Annotated in this window: 18 protein-coding genes; 13 read left to right on the forward strand and 5 right to left on the reverse strand. The window is 41.5% G+C overall.

The window, feature by feature from the left end:
* Positions 1-132: 132 nt before the first annotated feature.
* The 3 genes from clpX to tig form a co-directional block, all read right to left on the reverse strand.
* On the reverse strand, positions 133-1443 hold the full coding sequence (gene clpX, locus KVY11_RS08915; RefSeq protein ID WP_218288712.1) for an ATP-dependent protease ATP-binding subunit ClpX: 1311 nt from the start codon (positions 1441-1443) through the stop codon (positions 133-135).
* A 28-nt stretch (positions 1444-1471) separates the two neighbouring features.
* Complete coding sequence (gene clpP / locus KVY11_RS08920; protein WP_004692427.1) at positions 1472-2077, reverse strand: ATP-dependent Clp endopeptidase proteolytic subunit ClpP; 606 nt, start codon at positions 2075-2077, stop codon at positions 1472-1474.
* A gap of 192 nt (positions 2078-2269) precedes the next feature.
* A complete protein-coding gene (gene tig, locus KVY11_RS08925; RefSeq protein WP_004979052.1) occupies positions 2270-3601 on the reverse strand; it encodes a trigger factor in 1332 nt (443 codons plus the stop codon).
* Positions 3602-3873: 272 nt separating this feature from the next.
* On the opposite strand from tig, the gene KVY11_RS08930 reads away from it, so the two are divergent.
* The 9 genes from KVY11_RS08930 (at position 3874) to rdgB (ending at position 15892) form a co-directional block, all read left to right on the forward strand.
* On the forward strand, positions 3874-6045 hold the full coding sequence (locus tag KVY11_RS08930) for a TonB-dependent receptor domain-containing protein (protein ID WP_218288713.1): 2172 nt from the start codon (positions 3874-3876) through the stop codon (positions 6043-6045).
* A gap of 339 nt (positions 6046-6384) precedes the next feature.
* Positions 6385-8709, forward strand: a complete 2325-nt coding sequence (locus tag KVY11_RS08935) for a TonB-dependent siderophore receptor (RefSeq protein WP_218288714.1) — start codon at positions 6385-6387, stop codon at positions 8707-8709.
* A gap of 115 nt (positions 8710-8824) precedes the next feature.
* On the forward strand, positions 8825-9508 hold the full coding sequence (locus KVY11_RS08940; RefSeq protein WP_218288715.1) for a Fe2+-dependent dioxygenase: 684 nt from the start codon (positions 8825-8827) through the stop codon (positions 9506-9508).
* Between the two features lie 49 nt (positions 9509-9557).
* On the forward strand, positions 9558-10664 hold the full coding sequence (locus tag KVY11_RS08945) for an alpha-hydroxy acid oxidase (RefSeq protein WP_218288716.1): 1107 nt from the start codon (positions 9558-9560) through the stop codon (positions 10662-10664).
* 357 nt (positions 10665-11021) lie between these two features.
* Positions 11022-12719 carry a 2-isopropylmalate synthase gene (leuA, locus tag KVY11_RS08950; RefSeq protein WP_004979043.1) on the forward strand — a complete coding sequence of 566 codons (1698 nt, stop codon included), beginning with the start codon at positions 11022-11024 and terminating at the stop codon, positions 12717-12719.
* A 101-nt stretch (positions 12720-12820) separates the two neighbouring features.
* Positions 12821-13981, forward strand: a complete 1161-nt coding sequence (locus KVY11_RS08955; RefSeq protein WP_218288717.1) for a homoserine O-acetyltransferase — start codon at positions 12821-12823, stop codon at positions 13979-13981.
* A complete protein-coding gene (gene metW / locus KVY11_RS08960) occupies positions 13981-14574 on the forward strand; it encodes a methionine biosynthesis protein MetW (RefSeq protein ID WP_004979039.1) in 594 nt (197 codons plus the stop codon). The genes KVY11_RS08955 and metW overlap by 1 nt, the downstream gene beginning before the upstream one ends.
* Positions 14571-15161 carry a tetratricopeptide repeat protein gene (locus KVY11_RS08965; RefSeq protein WP_004692440.1) on the forward strand — a complete coding sequence of 197 codons (591 nt, stop codon included), beginning with the start codon at positions 14571-14573 and terminating at the stop codon, positions 15159-15161. Before metW ends, KVY11_RS08965 begins: the two co-directional genes overlap by 4 nt.
* Positions 15162-15265: 104 nt before the next feature.
* The gene (gene rdgB, locus KVY11_RS08970; RefSeq protein ID WP_218288718.1) at positions 15266-15892 is read left to right on the forward strand and encodes an RdgB/HAM1 family non-canonical purine NTP pyrophosphatase; all 627 of its coding nucleotides are present in this window, start codon (positions 15266-15268) and stop codon (positions 15890-15892) included.
* A 122-nt stretch (positions 15893-16014) separates the two neighbouring features.
* Here the strand turns inward: rdgB and KVY11_RS08975 are convergent, their stop codons facing one another.
* The gene (locus KVY11_RS08975; protein ID WP_218288719.1) at positions 16015-16899 is read right to left on the reverse strand and encodes a permease; all 885 of its coding nucleotides are present in this window, start codon (positions 16897-16899) and stop codon (positions 16015-16017) included.
* Between the two features lie 159 nt (positions 16900-17058).
* Here KVY11_RS08975 and tatA point away from each other — a divergent pair, with 159 nt between their 5' ends.
* The 4 genes from tatA to KVY11_RS08995 all read left to right on the forward strand — a co-directional run bounded on the left by tatA (position 17059) and on the right by KVY11_RS08995 (position 21020).
* A complete protein-coding gene (tatA, locus tag KVY11_RS08980) occupies positions 17059-17280 on the forward strand; it encodes a Sec-independent protein translocase subunit TatA (RefSeq protein WP_004979030.1) in 222 nt (73 codons plus the stop codon).
* 17 nt (positions 17281-17297) lie between these two features.
* Positions 17298-17756, forward strand: a complete 459-nt coding sequence (gene tatB / locus KVY11_RS08985; protein ID WP_010325882.1) for a Sec-independent protein translocase protein TatB — start codon at positions 17298-17300, stop codon at positions 17754-17756.
* Positions 17753-18532: a twin-arginine translocase subunit TatC gene (tatC, locus tag KVY11_RS08990; protein WP_176537127.1), complete on the forward strand. Its 780-nt coding sequence runs from the start codon at positions 17753-17755 to the stop codon at positions 18530-18532. The genes tatB and tatC overlap by 4 nt, the downstream gene beginning before the upstream one ends.
* A 172-nt stretch (positions 18533-18704) precedes the next feature.
* Positions 18705-21020 (forward strand): PhoX family phosphatase, encoded by a 2316-nt coding sequence (locus KVY11_RS08995; protein WP_010325880.1) that lies wholly within the window; start codon positions 18705-18707, stop codon positions 21018-21020.
* 40 nt (positions 21021-21060) lie between these two features.
* Here the strand turns inward: KVY11_RS08995 and KVY11_RS09000 are convergent, their stop codons facing one another.
* On the reverse strand, positions 21061-21843 hold the full coding sequence (locus KVY11_RS09000; RefSeq protein ID WP_218288720.1) for an NRDE family protein: 783 nt from the start codon (positions 21841-21843) through the stop codon (positions 21061-21063).
* Positions 21844-21846 lie beyond the last annotated feature (3 nt).

A 21846-nucleotide genomic window follows, 5' to 3' on the forward strand; every position in this document is an offset into this window, starting at 1 on the left:
TTTGATACTGAATTTTTAGTTTTAATCTAGGCATCCCAGCCTATTGATGCAGAGTAGCATTCCCTCTTTTTTTTGAATATAAAAAAACGTGTGAAAACACTCGATTTTCACACGTTTCAGATGAATAACAACTTAAGCGGACTTTGAATTAATCACTTTTAAATCAACTTTAGCTGCATCTTTCTGTTCGATTCTTGGTAAACGCTCTGGCTTAAATAATGGTGCAGCCGTGCCGTTAATCACGTCTTCATTCACCACAACCGTACCAACATCGGTACGACTTGGTAAATCGTACATGGTTTCAAGCAGCGTATTTTCCAAAATAGAACGTAAGCCACGTGCACCCGTGTTACGATCCAAAGCTTTTTTCGCCACAGCGCGTAGTGCTGAGTCTTCAAAAACCAGATCAACGTTTTCCATATCAAACAAATGTTGATATTGACGGGTCAATGCATTCTTCGGTTCAGTCAGAATTTGCATCAAAGCTTCTTCGTCTAACTCTTCCAAGGTCGCAATTACAGGTAAACGACCAATAAACTCTGGAATCAGACCAAATTTCACCAAATCGGTCGCTTCAACTTGACGGAACAAGTCAGACAATTTCTTGCCTTCATCTTTCTTCTTCACTTCAGCCGTGAAGCCAATTCCACCTTTTTCTTGGCGCTGTTGTACGATTTTCTCAAGACCCGAGAATGCCCCACCACAGATAAACAAGATATTTGAAGTATCAATTTGAATGAATTCTTGCTGCGGATGCTTACGACCACCTTGAGGTGGAATAGAGGCAACCGTACCTTCGATCATTTTCAGTAACGCTTGCTGTACACCTTCACCCGACACATCACGCGTGATCGATGGGTTTTCAGACTTACGGGTAATCTTGTCGATTTCGTCGATATAGATGATACCTTTTTGCGCTTTTTCTACATCGTAGTCTGCTTTTTGTAGAAGCTTTTGTACAATGTTTTCAACATCTTCACCGACATAACCGGCTTCGGTAAGTGTCGTTGCATCAGCCATAGCAAAAGGAACATCGAGAAGACGCGCCATGGTTTGCGCAAGCAAGGTTTTACCCGAACCTGTTGGTCCTACTAATAAGATATTACTTTTCGCAATTTCAATAGCATCGTCGTGTTTATGTCCACCATGTGTCGCTTTAAGACGTTTATAGTGGTTATAGACAGCAACTGACAAGGTTTTCTTTGCCACATCTTGACCAATGACATATTGATCTAGTGCCGCACGAATTTCGTGAGGTTTAGGTAAGGGTTTTGCAGCCCAGTCACCCGACTCAACTTGTTGACTGGTTTGCACCAAGTCTAAGCATACGTCCACACATTCATTACAGATGTACGCGTCCTCGCCTGCAATCAGTTTCCCAACTTCAGACTGCGTTTTACCGCAAAATGAACAATGCTTTTGTCCTTGAGGATGTTCGGACATATTCACTCCAATTCTAAACTTTTAAAACTTATGGACGTTTAGATAACACTTCGTCCACGAGACCATATTCTTTTGCAGCTTGCGCTGTCATAAAGTTATCACGGTCAGTATCACGTGCCACAGTTTCATAGTCTTGACCACTGTGCTCTGCCATTAAACGGTTTAAACGTTCTTTAATGAACAGAATTTCACGTGCATGAATTTCAATATCAGATGCCTGACCACGGAAACCGCCTAACGGTTGGTGGATCATGACACGTGCATTTTCAAGGCAATAACGTTTACCTTTCGCACCTGCATTCAGCAAGAAAGCGCCCATTGATGCTGCTTGACCCATACAATAGGTCACAACATCTGGTTTAATAAATTGCATGGTATCGTAAATCGCCATACCCGCAGTCACCGAACCACCTGGTGAGTTAATGTAAAGATGAATATCTTTATCTGGATTTTCCGCTTCTAAAAACAACATTTGCGCGACAATCAAATTCGCCATGTTATCTTCAACTTCACCAGTCATAAAAATGACGCGTTCACGCAAAAGACGTGAATAAATGTCAAATGAACGTTCACCGCGAGATGACTGTTCTACAACCATTGGAACTAAGGCATTATCGATAGTTGGAATATACATACGTTTACTTATTCCTAAATTTTTTGTTACTCAACTCATAGTCACAATATGAGGGATAATTGCTGAAAATGCAAAATATTCCCAAGTAAATAACAGATATTTTTTGCATAAGCTTTGTGAACGTAAGGCCTTTTACAAACCCAGATCACAATAAAAAAGGCGCTCAAAGCGCCTTTTTTACTTTAGCTAAACTTAGCCTTGTTGACGAGCTTGTTGCTCTTTCAATAAGTCTTCGTAGCTTACAGCAGTATCTGTTACTTTAGCAGACGCTAAGATGTGATCAACCACTTGGTCTTCTAACACAACAGCTTCGATTTGCGAACGTTGTTGTTTGTCATTTTTGAAGTATTCGATCACTTCAGCTGGATCTTCGTAAGAAGAAGCCATGTCTTCGATGTAAGCATCAACACGTGCTTGATCTACTTCGATTTTAGCATCAGCTAAAACTTTGCTTACCAGTACGCCTAATTTTACAGATTTTTCAGCTTGTTCTTTGAACAATTCATCTGGAAGCATGCTTGAGTCAAATGCTTTCGCACCTTGAGCACCAAACTGCTGAGTGAACTGTTGGATCATTTGTTGACGTTGACGGTCAACTTCTTGAGCAACCATAGACGCAGGAAGTTCAACTTCGTTTGCAGCTACAAGTGCATCAAAAGCTGCACCTTTCACTTGATTACGCAAACCATTTTTCACTTCACGTTCCATGTTTTTACGAACGTCAGCTTTTAACTTCTCAATACCTTCTTCTTCAGTTAAACCGAAGATTTTAAGGAATTCAGCATCAACTTCTGGAAGTTTTTGTTTTTCAACAAGCTTCACAGTAATTTTGAATTGAGCTGATTTACCAGCAAGGTTTTCAGCTTGGTAATCTTCAGGGAAAGTTACATCAATCACTTTCTCTTCGCCTTTCTTCATACCAACGATGCCGTCTTCGAAGCCAGGGATCATACGACCTGAACCTAAAACAAGTTTAAAGTCTTCTGCAGAACCGCCTTCAAACTTCTCACCGTCTACTGAACCTTCAAAGTCGAAAGTAACTTGCATGTCTTTTTTAGCCATGCCTTTCGTTTCAGCCCAAGAAGCACGTTGCTTCTGAAGGTTTTCGATCATTTGATCAACATCTTTGTCGTTTACTTCAGATGCTTTACGTTCAACTTCTAAACCATCAAATTTCACGTTAACTTCTGGATAAACTTCAACAGTCGCTTCGTATACAAGCGCGTCGTCTTTTAATTCAGATTTTTCAATGTTTGGCATGCCAACAGCATTGATTTTTTCTTGTTGGATCGCTTCAAATACTGTGTCACGAATAATGTCGCTTACGACTTCTTGGTAGATACCCGCGCCATATTCACGACGAACAACATTTACTGGCACTTTACCTGGACGGAAGCCGTTGATCTTCACAGTTTTAGCAGTGCGTTTTAAGCGAGCTTCGAACTGCTCGTTAACACGGCTCGTCGGTACAGATACATTTAAACGACGGGTAACACCCGAAACCGCTTCAGAAGTTACTTGCATGGCTTCCTCAATCTTTTGGTAAGAACAATTTTAAAAAGTGCCACATTATATGACAACATTGAACGATATACAAAACACCCGATTGAAACCACATATTTTTTCTTCATTTATCGTTTTTTATTTTGAATATTTTTAAATCGCTACTGATTAAGCGCAAAGTATTATATTTTTTATGGCTTTTTGTTGCAAATGATAAATATTACCATTAATATTTGCGTCAACTTTAATCGTTTTTTTCAATTTTTTTCTCGTCCATCATTGGAACTCTAGTTATGAGTAAGTTTAATCTACACCCTCTTTCATTGGCATTGCTTGGGGCAATCACCACTCCTGTTTTCGCAGAAACAACAACTGAAGATTCATCTACCCATCAGCTTTCCACTATTGTGGTTTCAGCTGCGGGTTTTGAACAAGATATTAAAAATGCACCAGCTTCAATTAGCGTGGTCACGAAAGAAGATATTGAAAAGAAAAATGCAACCAGCATTGCAGACCTATTAGCAGATGTACCAGGTATCGATATTCGTAATGGAATCGGTAAAACTTCTGGCTTGAATATTAGCATGCGTGGTTTAGACAATAACTATAGCCTGATTTTAATTGATGGTCGTCGTCAAACGACTTCTTCAGATGTCACACCAAATGGTTTTGGTGAATCCTCAAATGGCTTTTTACCACCTTTATCATCGATTGAGCGTATTGAAGTCATTCGTGGACCAATGGCAACTCGTTATGGCTCAGAAGCCATGGGTGGTGTCATCAATATTATTACAAAAAAAATTAGTAATGATTGGAATGGCAATGTCACTGTCGGTGGCAATGTCATGGAGCATGGCAGCGAAGCAGACTCATGGAAAACCAGTGTTGTTGTAAATGGTCCAATTATTCAAGATAAACTTGGAATACAACTACGTGGCTCTTATTTAGACCGTCAAAAATCTGAACGTATTCCTGGAACGTCAGGTCGTGACCCGCGTCCAAGTGAAGCAGATACCTATGATGTCGGTGGAAAACTAGCATTTAATCTGAATGATCAAAATACTTTCTGGATTGATGGTTTCCATTCAAGCCAAACCTATAAAAATGATGATAACCGTTTAGGTACACTTGATACGCCAGCACGTGCTTCTGGTTATAAAGATGAATTGGAATTTAAACGTGACCAAATCTCTGCTGGTCATGATGGCGACTATAGCTTTGGTAAATGGACCTCATACATCAGCCAAACTCAAACCGAAACGATTGGACGTACAATCCCTCGTAATACTTTCCCAGGAAATGCTTCAGCTGGACAAGATCGAACTTTAAAAAATACTGATTTTGTTGCTGACTCACATGTAGTTTTACCCATTGCGGATCATAAGTTAACAGTTGGTGCTGAATATAAAGAGGCTGAAATTGCTGATGACATTGCAGGTATTGGCGCTAAATTTAAAAAAGACTCTTTTTCTGTATATGCAGAAGATGAGTGGCGCATCTTAGATAATCTTGGTTTTACTCTAGGTGGTCGTTATGAAGACCATTCAGGCTTCGGTGGCCAATTCAGTCCACGCGCTTATTTAGTTTGGAATACAAATGATCATCTCACTTTTAAAGGTGGTGTCAGCACAGGTTATAAAGCTCCTTCCGCTAAAGATCTTCATAATGGCATTATTAGTATAACTGGACAAGGCACATCTTTTAATATTGGTTCTCCAGACTTAAAACCAGAAGAATCAATCAACTATGAGCTCGGATTCAATTATAATAATGGTAATTTAGACCTTACCACCACTGCATTTTTTAACAAGATTGATAACTTAATTACTGACGGGCCAGAATTACTAAATTGTTTCTCTACAGTAAATCCGAATGCTCCAGGCTGTGTGAGTTATGGTTCACATATCACTCAAGCCAGTTTTGCTCAAAAAATCAATGCAAATGAGGCAGAAACTAAAGGCGTTGAGCTTAGCTTAAAATATACCATCATTCCTGAGTGGGATATCAAAGCAGCATATACCTACATGGAATCAGAAATTACCAAAGGTGAAAACAAAGGTTCTTACCTGAATAACGTGCCTAAAAATGCCTTTAATATGACGTCAACTTGGCATATTAATGAATCCTTGGATCTATGGTTACAACATGAATATAAATCAGAACGTAAGCGCTACAGTACCGTTCAAACAGCAGGTGATTCAGCGATTATTTACAATGCAACAAACAATAAATTAAAGGGCTACAATCTTTTCAATCTGGGTGCCAGCTATGTTGTGAATGATCAGCTCCGTTTTAATGGCGCAGTCAATAACTTGTTGGATAAAGATTTTACAAGCAATGGCACTTATATTGATGCCAATGGTAATCCTGCTTCTTATTACGACTACATGGTCATTAGTTCAGGCATGTCTGGTACATATCTACCAGGTCGTAACCTTTGGCTATCTGTTTCTTACGACTTCTAAAAATAGTCATATCTAAAGAAAACCCTGCTTCAGCAGGGTTTTCTTCGTACATAGCTAATATAGATCCAACATAATTTATACATATTCACTTGAGAAACACCTTCAAACTTAGCTTAAAAATAATGGATTCTAAATTCCAATAACATTACAAAAATATAATCTAATTTTCCAATTTAAATAAAAATCAAAAACTTAAATTAAATTCATTACATTATTACATTTATTTTTTCTACACAAATATATCTGGGCATCGACAATTCCAATGTAATAGTTATGCTACAAAAAATAAGAATCATTATTATTCGCATACTAATTTACAACGCTAGAACTAGATTCGTTATGGCCTTCATCAAAACACGTAAAAAGCTGGTTTCTTCAGCAATCGCTTCAACACTCTCTGTGGTTGCAGTCAATGCTGTTGCGCAAGATCAAATCGCGCAATTAGAAACAATTCACACGGAAGCGGCAGCAGAACAAAGTTTGAAAGTAGACAAATCTGCAAACAGCAAGTTCGTTGCTCCCCTACTCGACACACCAAAGTCAGTGTCGGTTATTTCTAAACAGTTGATTGAAGACACTCAAGTTACAACTTTAAGCGATGCTTTACGCACAGTGCCTGGGATCACACTTGGTGCAGGTGAAGGTGGTAACCCAAATGGTGACCGTCCATTTATCCGTGGTTATAACTCTGAAAGTTCAATGTATGTAGACGGTGTACGTAACTCTACTTCTCAAAACCGTGAAATGTTTGCGATTGAACAAGTTGAAATTACCAAAGGTTCTGCATCTGCTATGGGCGGTGCAGGTACAACTGGTGGTAGCATCAACATGATTTCTAAAGTTGCAAAAAAAGGTGACTTTTTAGAAGGTTCTGTGGGTGCAGGAACGGATGATTACCAACGTATTACTTTAGACGGTAACAAAGATTTTGGTAATGGTATTGCTGCTCGTGTTGCCGTAATGGGTCACCACAACGACAAAGCGGGTCAAGAAGATGGTACTGAATATGCACGTGCAGGTATTGCGCCAAGTATTACTTTTGGTCTAGACAGCGACACGCGTGCAACTTTAAGCTACTACTACCTCAAAACTGATGATACCCCTGATTCAGGTATTCCATATAACAACCCATTTTCTGCTACAAGTCCTAAAGTAGGCTTAAATGGCAATGGTAAACCTATCGATGTTGAACAAGGCATGTATTACGGCTGGAAAGATCGTGATTTCCAAAAACAGGAAAACCAATCAGGAACGATCAAACTTGAACATGATCTTACTGATAATTTAACCCTTAGCAATACCGCTGTTTATAACAAGTCTAAAAATGACTACCTTTGGACAAATCCAGATGATTCAAAAGGTAATTTTTATAGTGCTACAGGGGCTTTAACAGGAAATGTTTGGGCGCGTGCAAACTCCCGTGTAGCTGATACTGAGACCTTTACAGACCAATTGGCTTTAACAGGTAAATTTAATACAGGTCGCTTAAAGCACAGCTTTAACTTAGGTGCTGAGTACTCAGACCAAGAAACTGATCGTACCCAATATATTATTGATGGTTTGACCACTACAGGTGCTGCGAATAGCTCATGTAATGCAGCTGCTATTGCTTCAGGCTGGTGTACTTCTGTACAAAATCCGAATCGTGGTCCATGGACAGGCAGCATCAGTACCGAAGGCGCTGACCGTTATAACATTGAAAATGAAAATACCTCTGTTTACTTCCTAGACAGTATTGAATTTAGCCCGCAATGGATTTTAGATTTAGGTCTTCGTTGGGATGATTATTCTGCTAAGCAGACCATGACATATGGCGCGCGTAATAGTGCGGTATTAGGAAGTAGTACGACTCCTCCAACAGCAAAAGCTGGTGATAAAGTAGCGATTAAAAACGACTCTGATTTTATCAACTATCAAGTCGGCTTAGTCTACAAACCAGTCGAAAATGGCTCGATCTATGCAAGTTATGCAACATCATCAAATCCAGTGGGTGTCGATGGTGGTGATGGTTCAGAAGGTATTACAGCAGCTATTCAGAACTTAAAACCTGAAGAAGTTAAAACTTATGAAATTGGCACGAAATGGGATGTGCTGAATGAGAAGTTGAATTTAACCGCTGCAATCTTCCGTACCGAAAAAACCAATACTCGTGCAACGACGGACGAAGGCACAACTCAAAATATTGGTGAGACACGTGTCGATGGTATTGAACTTGGCGTGAACGGTAACATTACGGACAAATGGGCTGTATCTGCGGGTTATACTTATTTAGATAGTGAACTCATTGATGGTGGTTTCGAGAATATTGGTACAACAGCTGCTCCAATTTACGCACCAAACAGCAATAATGGTAAACAAGTTCAAAACGTTGCTAAGAACTCTGCAACACTTTGGACTACTTACCAAGTCATGCCACAGTTGACTTTAGGTGCTGGCGCAATTGCGATGGACAAAGTCTATGCCAATGCTGCAAATACCAAATGGGTACCTGGCTACGTTCGCTACGATGCTATGGCACGTTACAACGTAAACAAAAATGTTGACCTTCAGTTAAATGTCAACAACTTGGCTGATACACGTTATTTCACTAAAGCTTACGCATCTCACTATGCAACTGAAGCTGAAGGTCGTAGCGCAGTACTGTCTCTAAACTTCAAATACTAAGTTTATAACTAAAATCTCTTTCATCCTGAGATTTGATAAAAATAGCCTCTCATTGAGGCTATTTTTATATATGCTTAAAGACTAAATAGATCTTTCATTTTCAGCAGGTCGTGTTGTGATCCATCATATTCCCAATGTATTAAGCAAAGAACAGGTACAATACTTTCGCCGTGAAATGGCAAAAGTCGAGTGGATTGATGGTAAAAAAACCACAGGATCACTCTCAAAAAATGTAAAACAAAATCAACAGCTACCCGAAGATCATCCTCTCACTCAACACCTAGGTAGTATCATCTTAGAAGCACTTGGACAACATCCGCTCTTTATGTCCGCGGCCCTACCTTTAGATATTTTGCCACCTTATTTTAACCGCTATGAACAGGGCGAAACTTTTGGCTTCCATGTGGACAATGCCATTCGCTGGGTAGCCGGAAGCAAAGATCGGATTCGTACCGATGTATCCTGCACTATTTTCCTAAGCGAACCTGACGAATATGAAGGTGGCGATTTGGTAGTAGAAGACACCTATGGCTATCATGAAGTGAAATTACCTGCAGGAGATATGATTTTATATCCATCTACTAGCGTGCATGAGGTAACACCAGTGACCTCAGGCTGCCGTGTCGCTTCGTTTTTTTGGGTTCAAAGTATGATTCGAGATGATGCTGACCGTCATATCTTATTTAATCTTGATCAAACCATTCAGAACCTACGTGTACAACTCGGTGATCAACATGAGGAAGTGGTCAAGCTAACCAGTCTGTATCATAACCTGATGCGCAAATGGGCTGAACTGTAAAACAATAATCCCAGCCCAACGTCAACTAATGTAGCAACTGGACCGTTCCATGACATCAAAAACTGTTTTGCCACCACTCACCCAAATCCCGCCTTATCTGCAAACCATTGCAGACTATGAAATTGAGGCAGAAAAGCATCTGCCTGAGATAGTCTGGCACTATTTGCAAGGTGGCGCTATGGATGAGATCAGTGTTCGGAATAACCTCGCTCAGTTCCAAAACCTGCACTTGATACCACGCATGTTAAGAGATCTCACTCAAGGCAATACGAGCTGTGAAATCTTAGGGCAAACCTTTCCACATCCTATTTTTGTGGCACCGATTGGTCATCAACAGCAGTTTCATCCTGAAGCAGAAGCTGCAACCGCGTTGGCGGCTGAAGTACTCGGTAGCAATATGATTTTGAGTACTTTTACCAATACCGATATGCGGACGTTGAAACCAGAGAATCCTTACAAATGGTTCCAACTGTACTGGCAAGGTGACCGTGATAAATCTTTGGCTTTGCTGAAGCTCGCTGAGGCACAACATTTCACCGCCATTGTCATTACTGTGGACTCACCACATACAGGCATCCGTGACCGTGAACGTCGTGCCTTCTTTCACCTCCCTGAAAACATGCAGCATCCGCACACTCCTGCCCATATTCCACTGCCTGAACTGCAAGAAGGCGATCATCCCGTGTTTAACGGACTAATGAAAATTGCTCCGACATGGGATGACATCGCATGGATGGTTCAACAGACTCATTTACCCATCCTGTTAAAAGGCATCGTCAGTCCACTCGATGCACAACTGGCCATTCAACATGGCATACAAGGCTTAATTGTGTCTAACCACGGCGGTCGTGTTTTAGATACCTGTATTCCGCCACTCAAAGCCTTGCAACTCATCAAGAAAACTGTGCCACATGACTTCCCTCTTTTATATGATGGCGGTGTTCGTCGCGGCTCAGATGTGTTTAAGGCGATTGCCTTGGGAGCTTCCGCGGTTTTAGTTGGGCGACCATGTATTTATGGTCTTGCCACTGCGGGTGCCCTAGGCGTTGCCCATGTGCTTAAAATCTTAAAAGAAGAATTTGAGATCACCATGGCGTTGATGGGCACTGCAACACTTGCAGATATACAGCCAGATATGGTCATAGAGCTCACATAACTTCTTCAAAAAAGCGAATGAAATGACTCAAATTTGTAAAATGAAGAAAAAGATCAAACACATCTCAAAAATACACGGAAATATTTCCCCTATATATCAAATTAGAGGGAAATATTTTTTCAGATACGACTAAAAGCCATAAAAAAAGAAAAATCTTTTCGACCGAACTGGATTAAACTCTTAAATATAACGTTACAAGGTTACTCACGGTAAATCTAAGTCGTATCAAATATTTACGTTTACAAACACCCTGAAGACTCCCTTGTAAATAGAGACCATAGACACAATCTATATAAATAGTAGGTTGCTTTTTATTACCCACTCAAATGCAACCCGTACTATGTAAGGAGTTACCTCATGATGTTGGCTGATCCAAGTAAAAAATATCGTCGCATGTATCAACGTGTTGACTTGCCAGACCGTCAATGGCCAAACAACGAAATTACAAAAGCGCCTATTTGGATGAGTACTGACCTGCGTGATGGTAACCAAGCGATTTTTGAACCGATGGATATGGAACAAAAGTTTAAAATGTTCCAAATGTTGGTGAAAATTGGATTCAAGAATATTGAAATCGGTTTCCCTTCAGCCTCTCAAATTGACTTTGACTTTACCCGTAAATTAATCGAAGAAAATCACATTCCAGATGATGTGTATATCGAAGTGTTAGTTCAAGCACGTGATCATTTGATTCAGCGTACCTTTGAGTCTTTAGCGGGTGCAAAACGTGCCATCGTGCATATTTATAATTCAAATGCACCAACGTTCCGCCAAAAAGTCTTAAATGTCGATGTTGCAGGTGCGAAGCAATTAGCAGTCAATGCAGCCAGCAAAGTCAAAGAATATGCAGCGCAATATCCTGAAACGGAGTGGGTGTTCCAGTACAGCCCAGAGTGTTTCTCTGCAACCGAATTAGAAGTTGCAAAAGACGTGTGTGATGCAGTTACCGAAATTTGGGAAGCCTCGCCAACCAATAAAGTGATTTTAAACTTACCTGCTACGGTTGAAGTTTCGACACCGAATGTTTATGCAGACCAAGTTGAATGGATGCACCGCAACATCGCCCGTCGTGATGGCGTGATTATCTCTGTACACTGTCACAACGACCGTGGCTGTGGGATTGCTGCCTCAGAATTGGCGATTATGGCCGGTGCAGACCGTGTCGAAGGTTGTGTGTTTGGTAATGGCGAACGTACTGGTAACGTCGACGTCGCTGCGATTGCTTTGAATATGTACTCTCAAGGTGTTGCACCAAACTTAGATTTTTCAAATATCAATGAAATCATTGCAACGGTAGAAGAATGTACAGGTTTGCCTGTTCACCCTCGTCACCCTTATGCAGGCGACTTGGTCTTCACCGCATTTTCTGGTTCGCATCAAGATGCCATTAAAAAAGGTTTCGAGTTCCAAAAGAACGAAGAAATTTGGGATATGCCATACTTGCCAATCGACCCGAAAGACTTAGGCCGCGACTATGATGCTGTGATTCGCGTCAACTCACAGTCAGGTAAAGGTGGTATTGCTTACTTGTTAGAAGCAAATTACAACGTAGTATTGCCACGTCGTATCCAAATTGAATTCTCTCAAACCGTACAAAAACGTACCGATGAAGAAGGCACTGAAATTACCGCACAAGAAATTTGGAAATTGTTCAAAGAAACTTATGTGGACACCAAAGATACGCATTACTCGACTAAAAACTACCGTTTGTATGACAACAACGGAAAACAAGTGGTTGAGCTTGAAGTTGAAGTGAATGGTGAAACTCAGCAATTACGTGGCGAAGGCAATGGTCCAATCTCTGCGATGTTGGATGCTTTACAGTTACCAATTGATGTCTTGAGCTACGAAGAGCGCGGTATTAGCTCTGGGGCAAATGCAAAAGCCTTGGCTTTGGTTGAGTTACAAGTCAAAGGAACAGGTAAATCAGCCTTCGGTGCAGGTATTCACGACAACATTGTGACCTCATCGATTGAAGCTATTATTGCGTGTACCAACCGCTTAATTGATCAAGGTGTGTTAAGCACAGATCAAGTGATTGCTGCTGCGGTATAAGTATTAGCAATAATAATTAGCACTAAAATGACTTTAGAAGGATACCCTCAAGTGGTATCCTTTTGTTTATTAACCCCAAAGATTTAAGGCGAATTATTCCTGTGTCTTTTCCTGCTGACTCCGTGGGTATCGTTAGTCCACAAAAGTTTACTTTTGAAGAGCCCTTAGAGCTCGAATGCGGTCGTATTCTCCCTCGTTATGAACTGATGGTTGAAACCTATGGTGAGCTCAATGCAGATAAATCCAATGCGATTTTAATTTGCCATGCGCTATCGGGTCATCATCATGCTGCGGGTTACCATCATGCTGACGATAAAAAACCGGGTTGGTGGGATGCTTGTATTGGCCCAGGCAAAGCGATTGATACTTCAAAGTTTTTCGTGGTTGCACTGAACAATATTGGGGGCTGTAGCGGTTCAACAGGGCCAACTTCGCCAAACCCTGAAAATGATAACCGTCCTTATGGCCCTGACTTTCCTTTAGTCACCGTCCGAGACTGGGTTAAAACCCAAGCCATTTTATCCGATCATCTGGGTATTCAAGTCTGGAGTGCGGTGATTGGTGGTTCGCTGGGTGGTATGCAAGCCTTGCAATGGTCGGTTGATTATCCTGATCGTTTGCAAAAATGTGTGATTATTGCCAGTGCGCCGAAACTGTCTGCTCAGAATATTGCCTTTAACGAAGTCGCACGTCAGTCAATTTTGTCTGATCCAGACTTCCATGATGGTCGCTATCTTGAAAATGACAGCTATCCAAAACGTGGCCTAATTTTGGCACGTATGGTCGGTCATATTACCTATCTATCTGAAGAAGCCATGAAACAAAAATTTGGCCGTGACTTAAAGTCAGGCAAATTTATGTACGGTTTCGATGTCGAATTCCAAGTCGAAAGTTATTTGCGTTATCAAGGTGAGCAATTTAGCCGTAACTTTGATGCCAACACTTATCTGATTATGACCAAAGCTTTGGATTATTTTGATCCTTCGCGTGAGTATGAACAGTCTTTAGTTAAAGCCATGTCACAGACCAAATGTCAGTTCCTTGTGGTGTCCTTTACTACCGACTGGCGTTTTACCCCGCAACGTTCACAAGAAATTGTGGATGCGCTGATCACCAATCACAAACCGGTGAGCTATTTGGATATCGACGCTGAACAAGGCCATGACTCATTCCTGTTCCCGATTCCTTTGTATGTAAAAGCATTACGTGCATTTCTGGGCGGTTCTGAACACCTTCAAGCAACATCTCAGGAGGCTATGTAATGCGTATTGATCATCAACTGGCAGAAAAATGGATCAAACCTGATTCCAGCGTACTCGATTTAGGTTGTGGTGACGGTGAATTACTGGCTCATATGAGCAAAAAGCACAATATTCGCGCATATGGACTGGAAATTGATCAAGAAAAGATTGCAATTGCGGTCGGTCGCGGGTTAAATATTATTCAACAAGACTTAAACTTGGGTTTAAGCCGCTTTGCAGACCAGTCTTTTGACTATGTCGTTATGGCACAAGCCTTGCAAGCGGTAGATGCACCAGATGTTTTATTACGTGATATGGTGCGTGTAGGGAAACAGGCGATCATTACATTTCCAAACTTTGCTCATTGGAAGACTCGTTCTTTCTTGGCTCTTAAAGGAATGATGCCTGTTTCTGAAGCTTTACCGTACATGTGGTATAACACACCCAATATCCACTTATGTACTTTCCGTGATTTTGAAGCACTTTGTGCGGAAAATAACATCAGAATTATTAATCGACTCGCTGTAAATGGGGATCAACAAGATAGTTTACTCAGTAAACGTCTCCCGAATTTGTTTGGTGAAGTCGCAATTTATCGAGTGAGCGCTCTATGAAAAAACTATTCTTAAGCACGACACTACTGGTTGGACTTTTGAGCATTCAAGCTCATGCAGATTATGTTTCCCCAACCACGTCTGTTGCGAGTCAAGCTGCACAATATTCTGTTATGGATATCAATAGCTTAATTAAAGCAGCAAAAGCGGGTCAGCCTGCTGCGCAGTTCTATCTTGCAACCAAGTATCAACAAGGTAAAGATATCTCTGCAGATGAACGACAGGCCTTTGCTTGGTACAAAGCCGCTGCAGATCAAGGTCTTTCGGCTGCTCAGCTGAATGTTGGCCGTATGCTTGCAGATGGCCTAGGCACCAAAAAAGATGAATCTTTAGCACGTCAATACTTTGAAAAAGCAGCTAGCCGTGGTGATAACCGCGCAAGCTTTAACTTGGCGATGATGGAAGAGCAAAAGAAAAACTACATGGGTGCTTATCAATGGTATGAGCTTTCAACCCGTGATGGCATGCTCGATAATAAAGTGATTACGCTTTCTGAAGGCAAGAAAACAGCGTTGGCGGCAAACTTAACCCAAGATCAAATTCGTCAAGCACGTGACCGTGCAGACAAGTGGATTCAAGCTCAATAAGCTTTTATTTCCAAACTCAGCACCTTCGGGTGCTTTTTTATTGCCTATCCATGAGTCGGACTTGTTAAAATAACCGCATAATTTTTAAAGCACGGATCTTTCACATGGCATCAACTGATTGGTTATCTCAAGGTACCTTAGTCCTCGCAAGCAATAACAAAGGCAAAATTTCGGAATTTGAAAAATTATTTGCAGAGCTCAACTTACCTGTTGAAGTGATTGCTCAAGGTAAATTGAATATTGAAGATGCCATTGAAGATGGTTTGAGCTTTGTCGAAAATGCGATTATTAAAGCACGCCATGCTTCTAAAATTTCAGGAAAACCAGCCATTGCAGATGACTCTGGCATTTGCATCCCTATTTTAGATGGTGCACCGGGGATTTACTCTGCACGTTATGCAGGCGAACACGGCGATGATGCTGCCAATAATCAAAAATTATTAGCTGAACTCAAGCCACTGCGTAAAGACGGTCAAGCGATTGAAGGCATGTTTGTATGCGTTTTAGCATTAGTGCAACATGCTGATGATCCTCTTCCACAAATTTTCCAAGGCATTTGGAAAGGTGAAGTACTAGAGGCTGCTCGTGGGGAAAATGGTTTTGGTTATGATCCACTGTTCTTGTTACCCGAGTTAGGGCTTTCAAGTGCAGAAATGAGTAAAGAAGAAAAAAATAAAATCAGCCATCGTGGTCAGGCGATGCAACTGTTTAAAGCCAGTTTAGAACAATAAAAACTAAGCTGTATAATGTTGCCCCTTCTCCCCTCGGGGAGGACGGTGGCGAAAGATTCTCTATATTCCTCTCTATCACCGTTGCGCAGCAGTACTATGCATGTCTAGCTAAAAGTAAGTGCTTAGATCACAGCAAATACATGCAGCAATAAACCATAAATACTCACCACGGCACAGCTGATAATCGTACCTGAAGCAATGTATTTTGCCGATGTGCCTGTACCTTGATAATGCGTTTCCAAAGCCACAATATTGGCTGCTGGCGGTAAACAAAATAATAAGAACATGACCCCAATATATTGTTCAATATGAGGAATAGCAAGATAACGATAACTCAGCCCACACAGCACCACGCCACATACCAATTTTAACAAAGCTGTCCGACTACTTTGCCACAAGTCCGCTTTTTCAACTTTGGTGTGCCTCAACCACATGCCCAATACACACATGCCAGAGAAACTCATACCAAATTTGGCTGCACTATAAACCACATCAATCAGATCATGCTGTGACCAATGTTGTACCCCAACGAAACGAAGAATAACGACCAACATCAAAGCAATCATGGGTGGAGCACAGAGCACTTTTTTTAAAATAAACGAAAAAGCTAACGGTGTTTGGCTCACAGCCGTCACCGCCCAGAGATTGCCAAAAATAGAACCACCGATGTATAGCGCCACCATTGCTGGACTAATTTCTGTGCCAAACAACGCTATCGCAAAAGGAAAGCCTAGCCATGCCATATTGACATAACTAAAGCATAAGGCGCTTAATTTATTCTTTGAAAAATAAAAGAAAAAGTAAAATAAGAGCACTGCCACGACAAAACTGAATAACATCAGACTAAAGCTACCAGCCTGATAAAACACCATGTTGTAGACAATAACAATCGGAATAAAACAACGCGCTAATAGACTTGAAAATCCTGTTTTCAACCGTGTTGCCAATGGGGTAGATGCAAGGAATAAACCACTAAGAAAGGCCAACAGAGGGAGCAGCAACGTCACTTCAATATCCTTGAAATTTCACCTAATCATCATAACACTGCTTTTCCTCAAAATCTGTGCGGAGCGATCGTTTTGTCTTGAAATTGAAACATCATCGTCACCGCAATGTCACACAAGCCTGTTGATATAGGGAAAACGAAAAATGATGAGGATCTACCCATGGCGGGACTATCAATTTGGCACGTACTAATTTTTGCAATTGTGGTTATTCTTCTTTTTGGTACAGCCAAACTTAAGAACTTAGGCAAAGATGTCGGTGGTGCCGTGAAAGACTTTAAAAAATCAATCCGTGATGAGGACGCTGAAGCAGCTCAACTCAATGAACCACGCACCTTAGAACATCAAAATAGCAACACAAGCAACTCAACCGTCAAACATTAAGTCATTGGAGTTTTGCGATGCTCAATATCGGCATGACAGAGCTTTTGGTGTTTGGCATTATCGCACTATTGGTTCTTGGACCAGAGAAATTACCTGAAGCGGCGCGCTTTGCAGGCAAGTGGTATGGCAAAGTCAAACGCATGGTCAGTAATGTACAAAATGACATTGACCGTGAGCTACGGATGTCTGAATTACGTGAGCAAATGCAAAATGAAATGAAGCGAATTCAGGAGCTTGAACAAAAAATGCAAGCTCAGATGCAACACATACAACAACAAAATATTTTGGCAAATGAAAAGCACCAAGAAACTGCCATACTCGATAATAAAAATATCTCCCATACTTATCAGTATGTAGATCAAAAAGCGCCTATCTTACTGACACTTCAGCCTATGAAACAAAAGTCATCTGTAGATTCGGCACCTTATTTAGGCTGTGTTCAAAATCGCTTTGAACCGATGCGGGAGGCCGTATGAAATCTAGCAACTTAAGCCCTGTAGTGACTCAAGACTCAGAGCAACTGCTGCTTGAAGAAATGCCGATTACTAAGCACTTGATCATCTTAAGAGGTCATTTATTTAAAATCGTCGGTTTAATTCTCATTTTGTTTTTTTGTTTATTGCCTTTTGCCAATCATAGCTACCAAATGCTATCTGAACCCTTACGAGCACAACTTCCAGTTAGCTCATCTATGATTGCAACGGATGTTACTGCCACCTTTATGGCGCCATTTAAACTAAACTTTTTTGTGGCTCTCATGCTGGCCATGCCTTTTATCATTTATCAGCTTTGGGCTTTTGTAAAACCTGCGCTATACGAAAAAGAAAAATCACTCGCAACACCTCTTTTGATTGGTAGTATTGCTTTGTTTTATGCAGGTGTAGCTTTTGCTTATTTCATTGCGCTGCCATCCATTTTGCACTTTTTTATCAGTGTTTCTCCTGACACTGTGGCCCCAATGACAGACATCAACAGCTATCTCAGCTTCTGTCTAAAACTGTTTTTGGTTTTTGGCTTAACATTTGAAATTCCTATTGTTACCTTGATACTCATCTTGATTGGGGTGGTGAGCACACAACAATTGGTTGAAAAACGAAAATTCATTATTGTCGGTTGTTTTTTTGTTGCAATGTTTGTGACCCCACCTGATGCTCTTTCGATGATTATGCTCGCGATACCGATGTGGCTTTTATTTGAAATTGGTCTCTTTTTTGGAAAACTGATTGAAAAAAAACGAGCGGCTGAAGTTTAAGCTCCCCGATTGAAAACAATGAGCAGGCAAAATTGCCTGCTTTTTTTATGGCTAGATGTACTACTGATCATTTCATGTTTTTGACATATAAGCTTCACCACCTTGTCATATTGCATCTTTACCTTGTGTGTAACTTTCTAAAAACGACCAAGCAAAGACGCTAGGAATAAACATGACCTATCAAACGCCTTACCATGAAGACCAAGAACTGGATAATAATGACTCAAGCAACGTCCATTTTCGAGACATTCTAGAAAAACGGATCTCACGTCGTAACTTAATTAAAAAAACGGCTAGTGGGGCTGCTGCATTGGCTTTAGCTTCAAGCTTAACCGCGTGTGGAGACGATGATGACAATTCAAACTCATCAGGTGGTAACACCACACCAACCGACCCCAATACGCGACCAGAAAAGCTTACCTTTAGCCCTGTTGAAAAAAACTTAGATGATTGGGTGACGGTTCCTGAAGGCTATACTGCCTCTGTACTTTATGCAATGGGCGACTCGATTCATCCTGCATTTGGGGCATGGGAAGACAACAATGTACCTTCAGGCCCAAGCTTTCAGTTCCGTTCAGGTGACTGCCATGATGGGATGAGCTTTTTTGGATTAGATACTGCAAAGGGTCAATTTGACGCTACCGCATCTGAACAAGGCTTGTTGGTGATGAATCATGAATATATCAACCAAACCTTCTTACACCCACAAGGCCCCACCAAACCGAATGGCCGTCGCCCTGAGGATGAAGTGATTCGCGAAGTCAACGCACATGGGGTTTCTGTCGTTCATATCAAGAAAGACAACACCAATCAAAAAGTTGAAATTATACAAAACTCGTTATTTAACCGCCGCATCACAGCATCCACGGTGATGGACTTTAACGGCCCTGTTGCCAACACTACTTTACTTGCGACCCAATACTCACCTGTCGGGACGAAAACGCGTGGTACGCATAATAACTGTGGCAATGGCTACACCCCATGGGGCACTTATTTAACCACTGAAGAGAACTTTATTGGATACTTTAAACGCGCTGGTGCAGATGAATATGCAGGCCGCTCAGAGAAAGAAAAAATCGCATTAAAACGTTATGGCTTGGGCTTAAGTATTGATTATCTTTATGAGAAAAATGCAGATGGCACCCCGAAGAAGAATGAAAAAGGACAAATTATTTACCTCCTTGATCCAGCAGGAAATAAAATCCCAAATAAAGATGAGCAAAATCGTACCGTTTATTTGGATACGAACTCACGTTATGCTTGGGAAACCGCAATTGGCGAAGCTGAGTCGCAAGATCTATATGACCGTTGGGATGCAACTATTAAAGGAGCAACTGCTACACAAGACTTCCGTAATGGGCCAAACACCTTTGGTTGGATTGTAGAAATTGATCCGTTTAACGCAGGTCAAAACCCTGTAAAACGTACTGCACTAGGACGTTTCGCACATGAAGACTGTCGTGCAAGCCGTGCAATTGAAGGCCAACCGTTTGCCTTCTACATGGGGGATGACTCTCGTGGCGAATACATTTATAAATTTGTCTCGGATGCAACTTGGGACCCGAAAGACATTAACACAGGTTACCGAGCAGGTGACAAATACATGAACAATGGCAAGTTCTATGTGGCTCAATTCAATGATGACGGTACAGGACAATGGGTCGAATTGGCTTATGGACAAAATGGCCTAAATGAACAAAACAGCATTTACCCATTTAGCTCTCAAGCAGAAGTCCTGACCTTTGCACGTTTAGCAGGTGACACGGTTAAAGCAACCAAGATGGACCGTCCAGAATGGGTCGCAGTTAACCCAGAAAATGGGGAAGTTTATGTTACGCTGACCAACAACTCAAACCGTGGTACAGCATATACAACCGATGCAGCGAATCCACGTAACTATAGCGACCCAGAAGGCGGTAAAGGCAATGTCAACGGTCATATCATTCGCTTCAAAGAAGAAAACTCAGCGGCAGAGACCTTTGAATGGGATATTTACTTATTTGGTGCTGAAGCTGCGATGGCGGAAAACATTAACCTCTCAGGTTTAAATGATAACAACGACCTGTCATCACCAGATGGGATGTGGTTTGACCCACGGGGCGTGCTGTGGATTCAAACCGATGATGGCGCGTATACCGACACAACTAACTGTATGATGCTTGCAGCCTTACCGGGTCAAGTGGGTGATGGCGGTGCTGCAACTGCTCCAAATGAACAAGCAACTATTGTGGGTGCAAAAGTTACAGATGAAAACTTACGTCGTTTCCTCACAGGCCCTGCTGAATGTGAAATCACGGGGGTAACCATGACGCCTGACCACAAAGCCATTTTCATTAATGTGCAACATCCGGGTGAAGACTCTAAGAGCTACGATGCACCAACCAGCCACTGGCCTGCAAGCCAAACCGATCGTACGAACCAAACTGCGCGTCCACGTTCGGCAACCGTGGTCATTACACGTAATGATGGCGGTTTGATCGCAGGTTAAGCAAAAACACAGCAAATGCCGACCTCATGTCGGCATTTTTTTATAGCTTAAAGAATACCGTCTGTTCCGTGATTTTTCCTTTACACTCACCCTGCTGCTGCTTTTCCAGCCAAGACCATTGTTCATGGGTCATGCGCAGGAAGTTAGAACAGCGTGTCCCATAAATAGGGCTTTGAATAAAGGTCGAAGACAATAACTCTTCCATATCCTGACTAATGCCAGTTTGCGGCAACAAGTCTGGAATAATCTTGCGTTCATCCTCCAAAATATCCCAAGCCGTTGTCTCTAACTCACTTTGTAAGATGTTGGATTGTTGCAACATCGGTAGGAACTCTTGGGTAAAGCGCTTACGTAAATGTTTGGTTTTTTCCCAATGTTCCGTCATCAAACCATTCGACACCACATACACGCCTTTCGGAAGAACCTGTGGTGCTTCACCTCGATTGCTCATGTAGACCGCCTGATACCGATCCCCCATAAAAAGATTAAAGCCCGCATAGTCGCATTGTTTTTTCTCTAAAGCTTGTGCAAAACGAATCGGGGTTTGTTCAGACTCTAAAAAGGATTGAATCAAATGTCCACGAGACGTTGGATAGCTGGTTTGATCCTTTCCATCGCGAAAGTTAGTTAAAACTGCCCAACGTCCTGTTGGCGTTATCCCCATCCATGTGCCGCCAGACTGCAAATCTTGCCCTGCAATAATCGGGCTATTTTCCCATTGCTTTAAATGGCTCGAAGGGCGCTGATAGAACTCATCTCGATTTGAAATCAAACACAATGGCATCTCATCCAAGACCTGCCATGCTATTGCCACAATACACATAAA

It is taken from the genome of Acinetobacter sp. CWB-G5, assembly GCF_019209785.1.
Lineage (GTDB): Bacteria > Pseudomonadota > Gammaproteobacteria > Pseudomonadales > Moraxellaceae > Acinetobacter > Acinetobacter johnsonii.

What these genes read in the sequence shown, in the direction of transcription:
- clpX (WP_218288712.1), bottom strand. Translation starts at nt 1,443, where the DNA reads ATGTCCGAACATCCTCAAGGACAAAAGCATTGTTCATTTTGCGGTAAA.
- clpP (WP_004692427.1), bottom strand. Translation starts at nt 2,077, where the DNA reads ATGTATATTCCAACTATCGATAATGCCTTAGTTCCAATGGTTGTAGAA.
- tig (WP_004979052.1), bottom strand. Translation starts at nt 3,601, where the DNA reads ATGCAAGTAACTTCTGAAGCGGTTTCGGGTGTTACCCGTCGTTTAAAT.
- KVY11_RS08930 (WP_218288713.1), top strand. Translation starts at nt 3,874, where the DNA reads ATGAGTAAGTTTAATCTACACCCTCTTTCATTGGCATTGCTTGGGGCA.
- KVY11_RS08935 (WP_218288714.1), top strand. Translation starts at nt 6,385, where the DNA reads ATGGCCTTCATCAAAACACGTAAAAAGCTGGTTTCTTCAGCAATCGCT.
- KVY11_RS08945 (WP_218288716.1), top strand. Translation starts at nt 9,558, where the DNA reads ATGACATCAAAAACTGTTTTGCCACCACTCACCCAAATCCCGCCTTAT.
- leuA (WP_004979043.1), top strand. Translation starts at nt 11,022, where the DNA reads ATGATGTTGGCTGATCCAAGTAAAAAATATCGTCGCATGTATCAACGT.
- metW (WP_004979039.1), top strand. Translation starts at nt 13,981, where the DNA reads ATGCGTATTGATCATCAACTGGCAGAAAAATGGATCAAACCTGATTCC.
- KVY11_RS08965 (WP_004692440.1), top strand. Translation starts at nt 14,571, where the DNA reads ATGAAAAAACTATTCTTAAGCACGACACTACTGGTTGGACTTTTGAGC.
- rdgB (WP_218288718.1), top strand. Translation starts at nt 15,266, where the DNA reads ATGGCATCAACTGATTGGTTATCTCAAGGTACCTTAGTCCTCGCAAGC.
- tatA (WP_004979030.1), top strand. Translation starts at nt 17,059, where the DNA reads ATGGCGGGACTATCAATTTGGCACGTACTAATTTTTGCAATTGTGGTT.
- tatB (WP_010325882.1), top strand. Translation starts at nt 17,298, where the DNA reads ATGCTCAATATCGGCATGACAGAGCTTTTGGTGTTTGGCATTATCGCA.
- tatC (WP_176537127.1), top strand. Translation starts at nt 17,753, where the DNA reads ATGAAATCTAGCAACTTAAGCCCTGTAGTGACTCAAGACTCAGAGCAA.
- KVY11_RS08995 (WP_010325880.1), top strand. Translation starts at nt 18,705, where the DNA reads ATGACCTATCAAACGCCTTACCATGAAGACCAAGAACTGGATAATAAT.
- KVY11_RS09000 (WP_218288720.1), bottom strand. Translation starts at nt 21,843, where the DNA reads ATGTGTATTGTGGCAATAGCATGGCAGGTCTTGGATGAGATGCCATTG.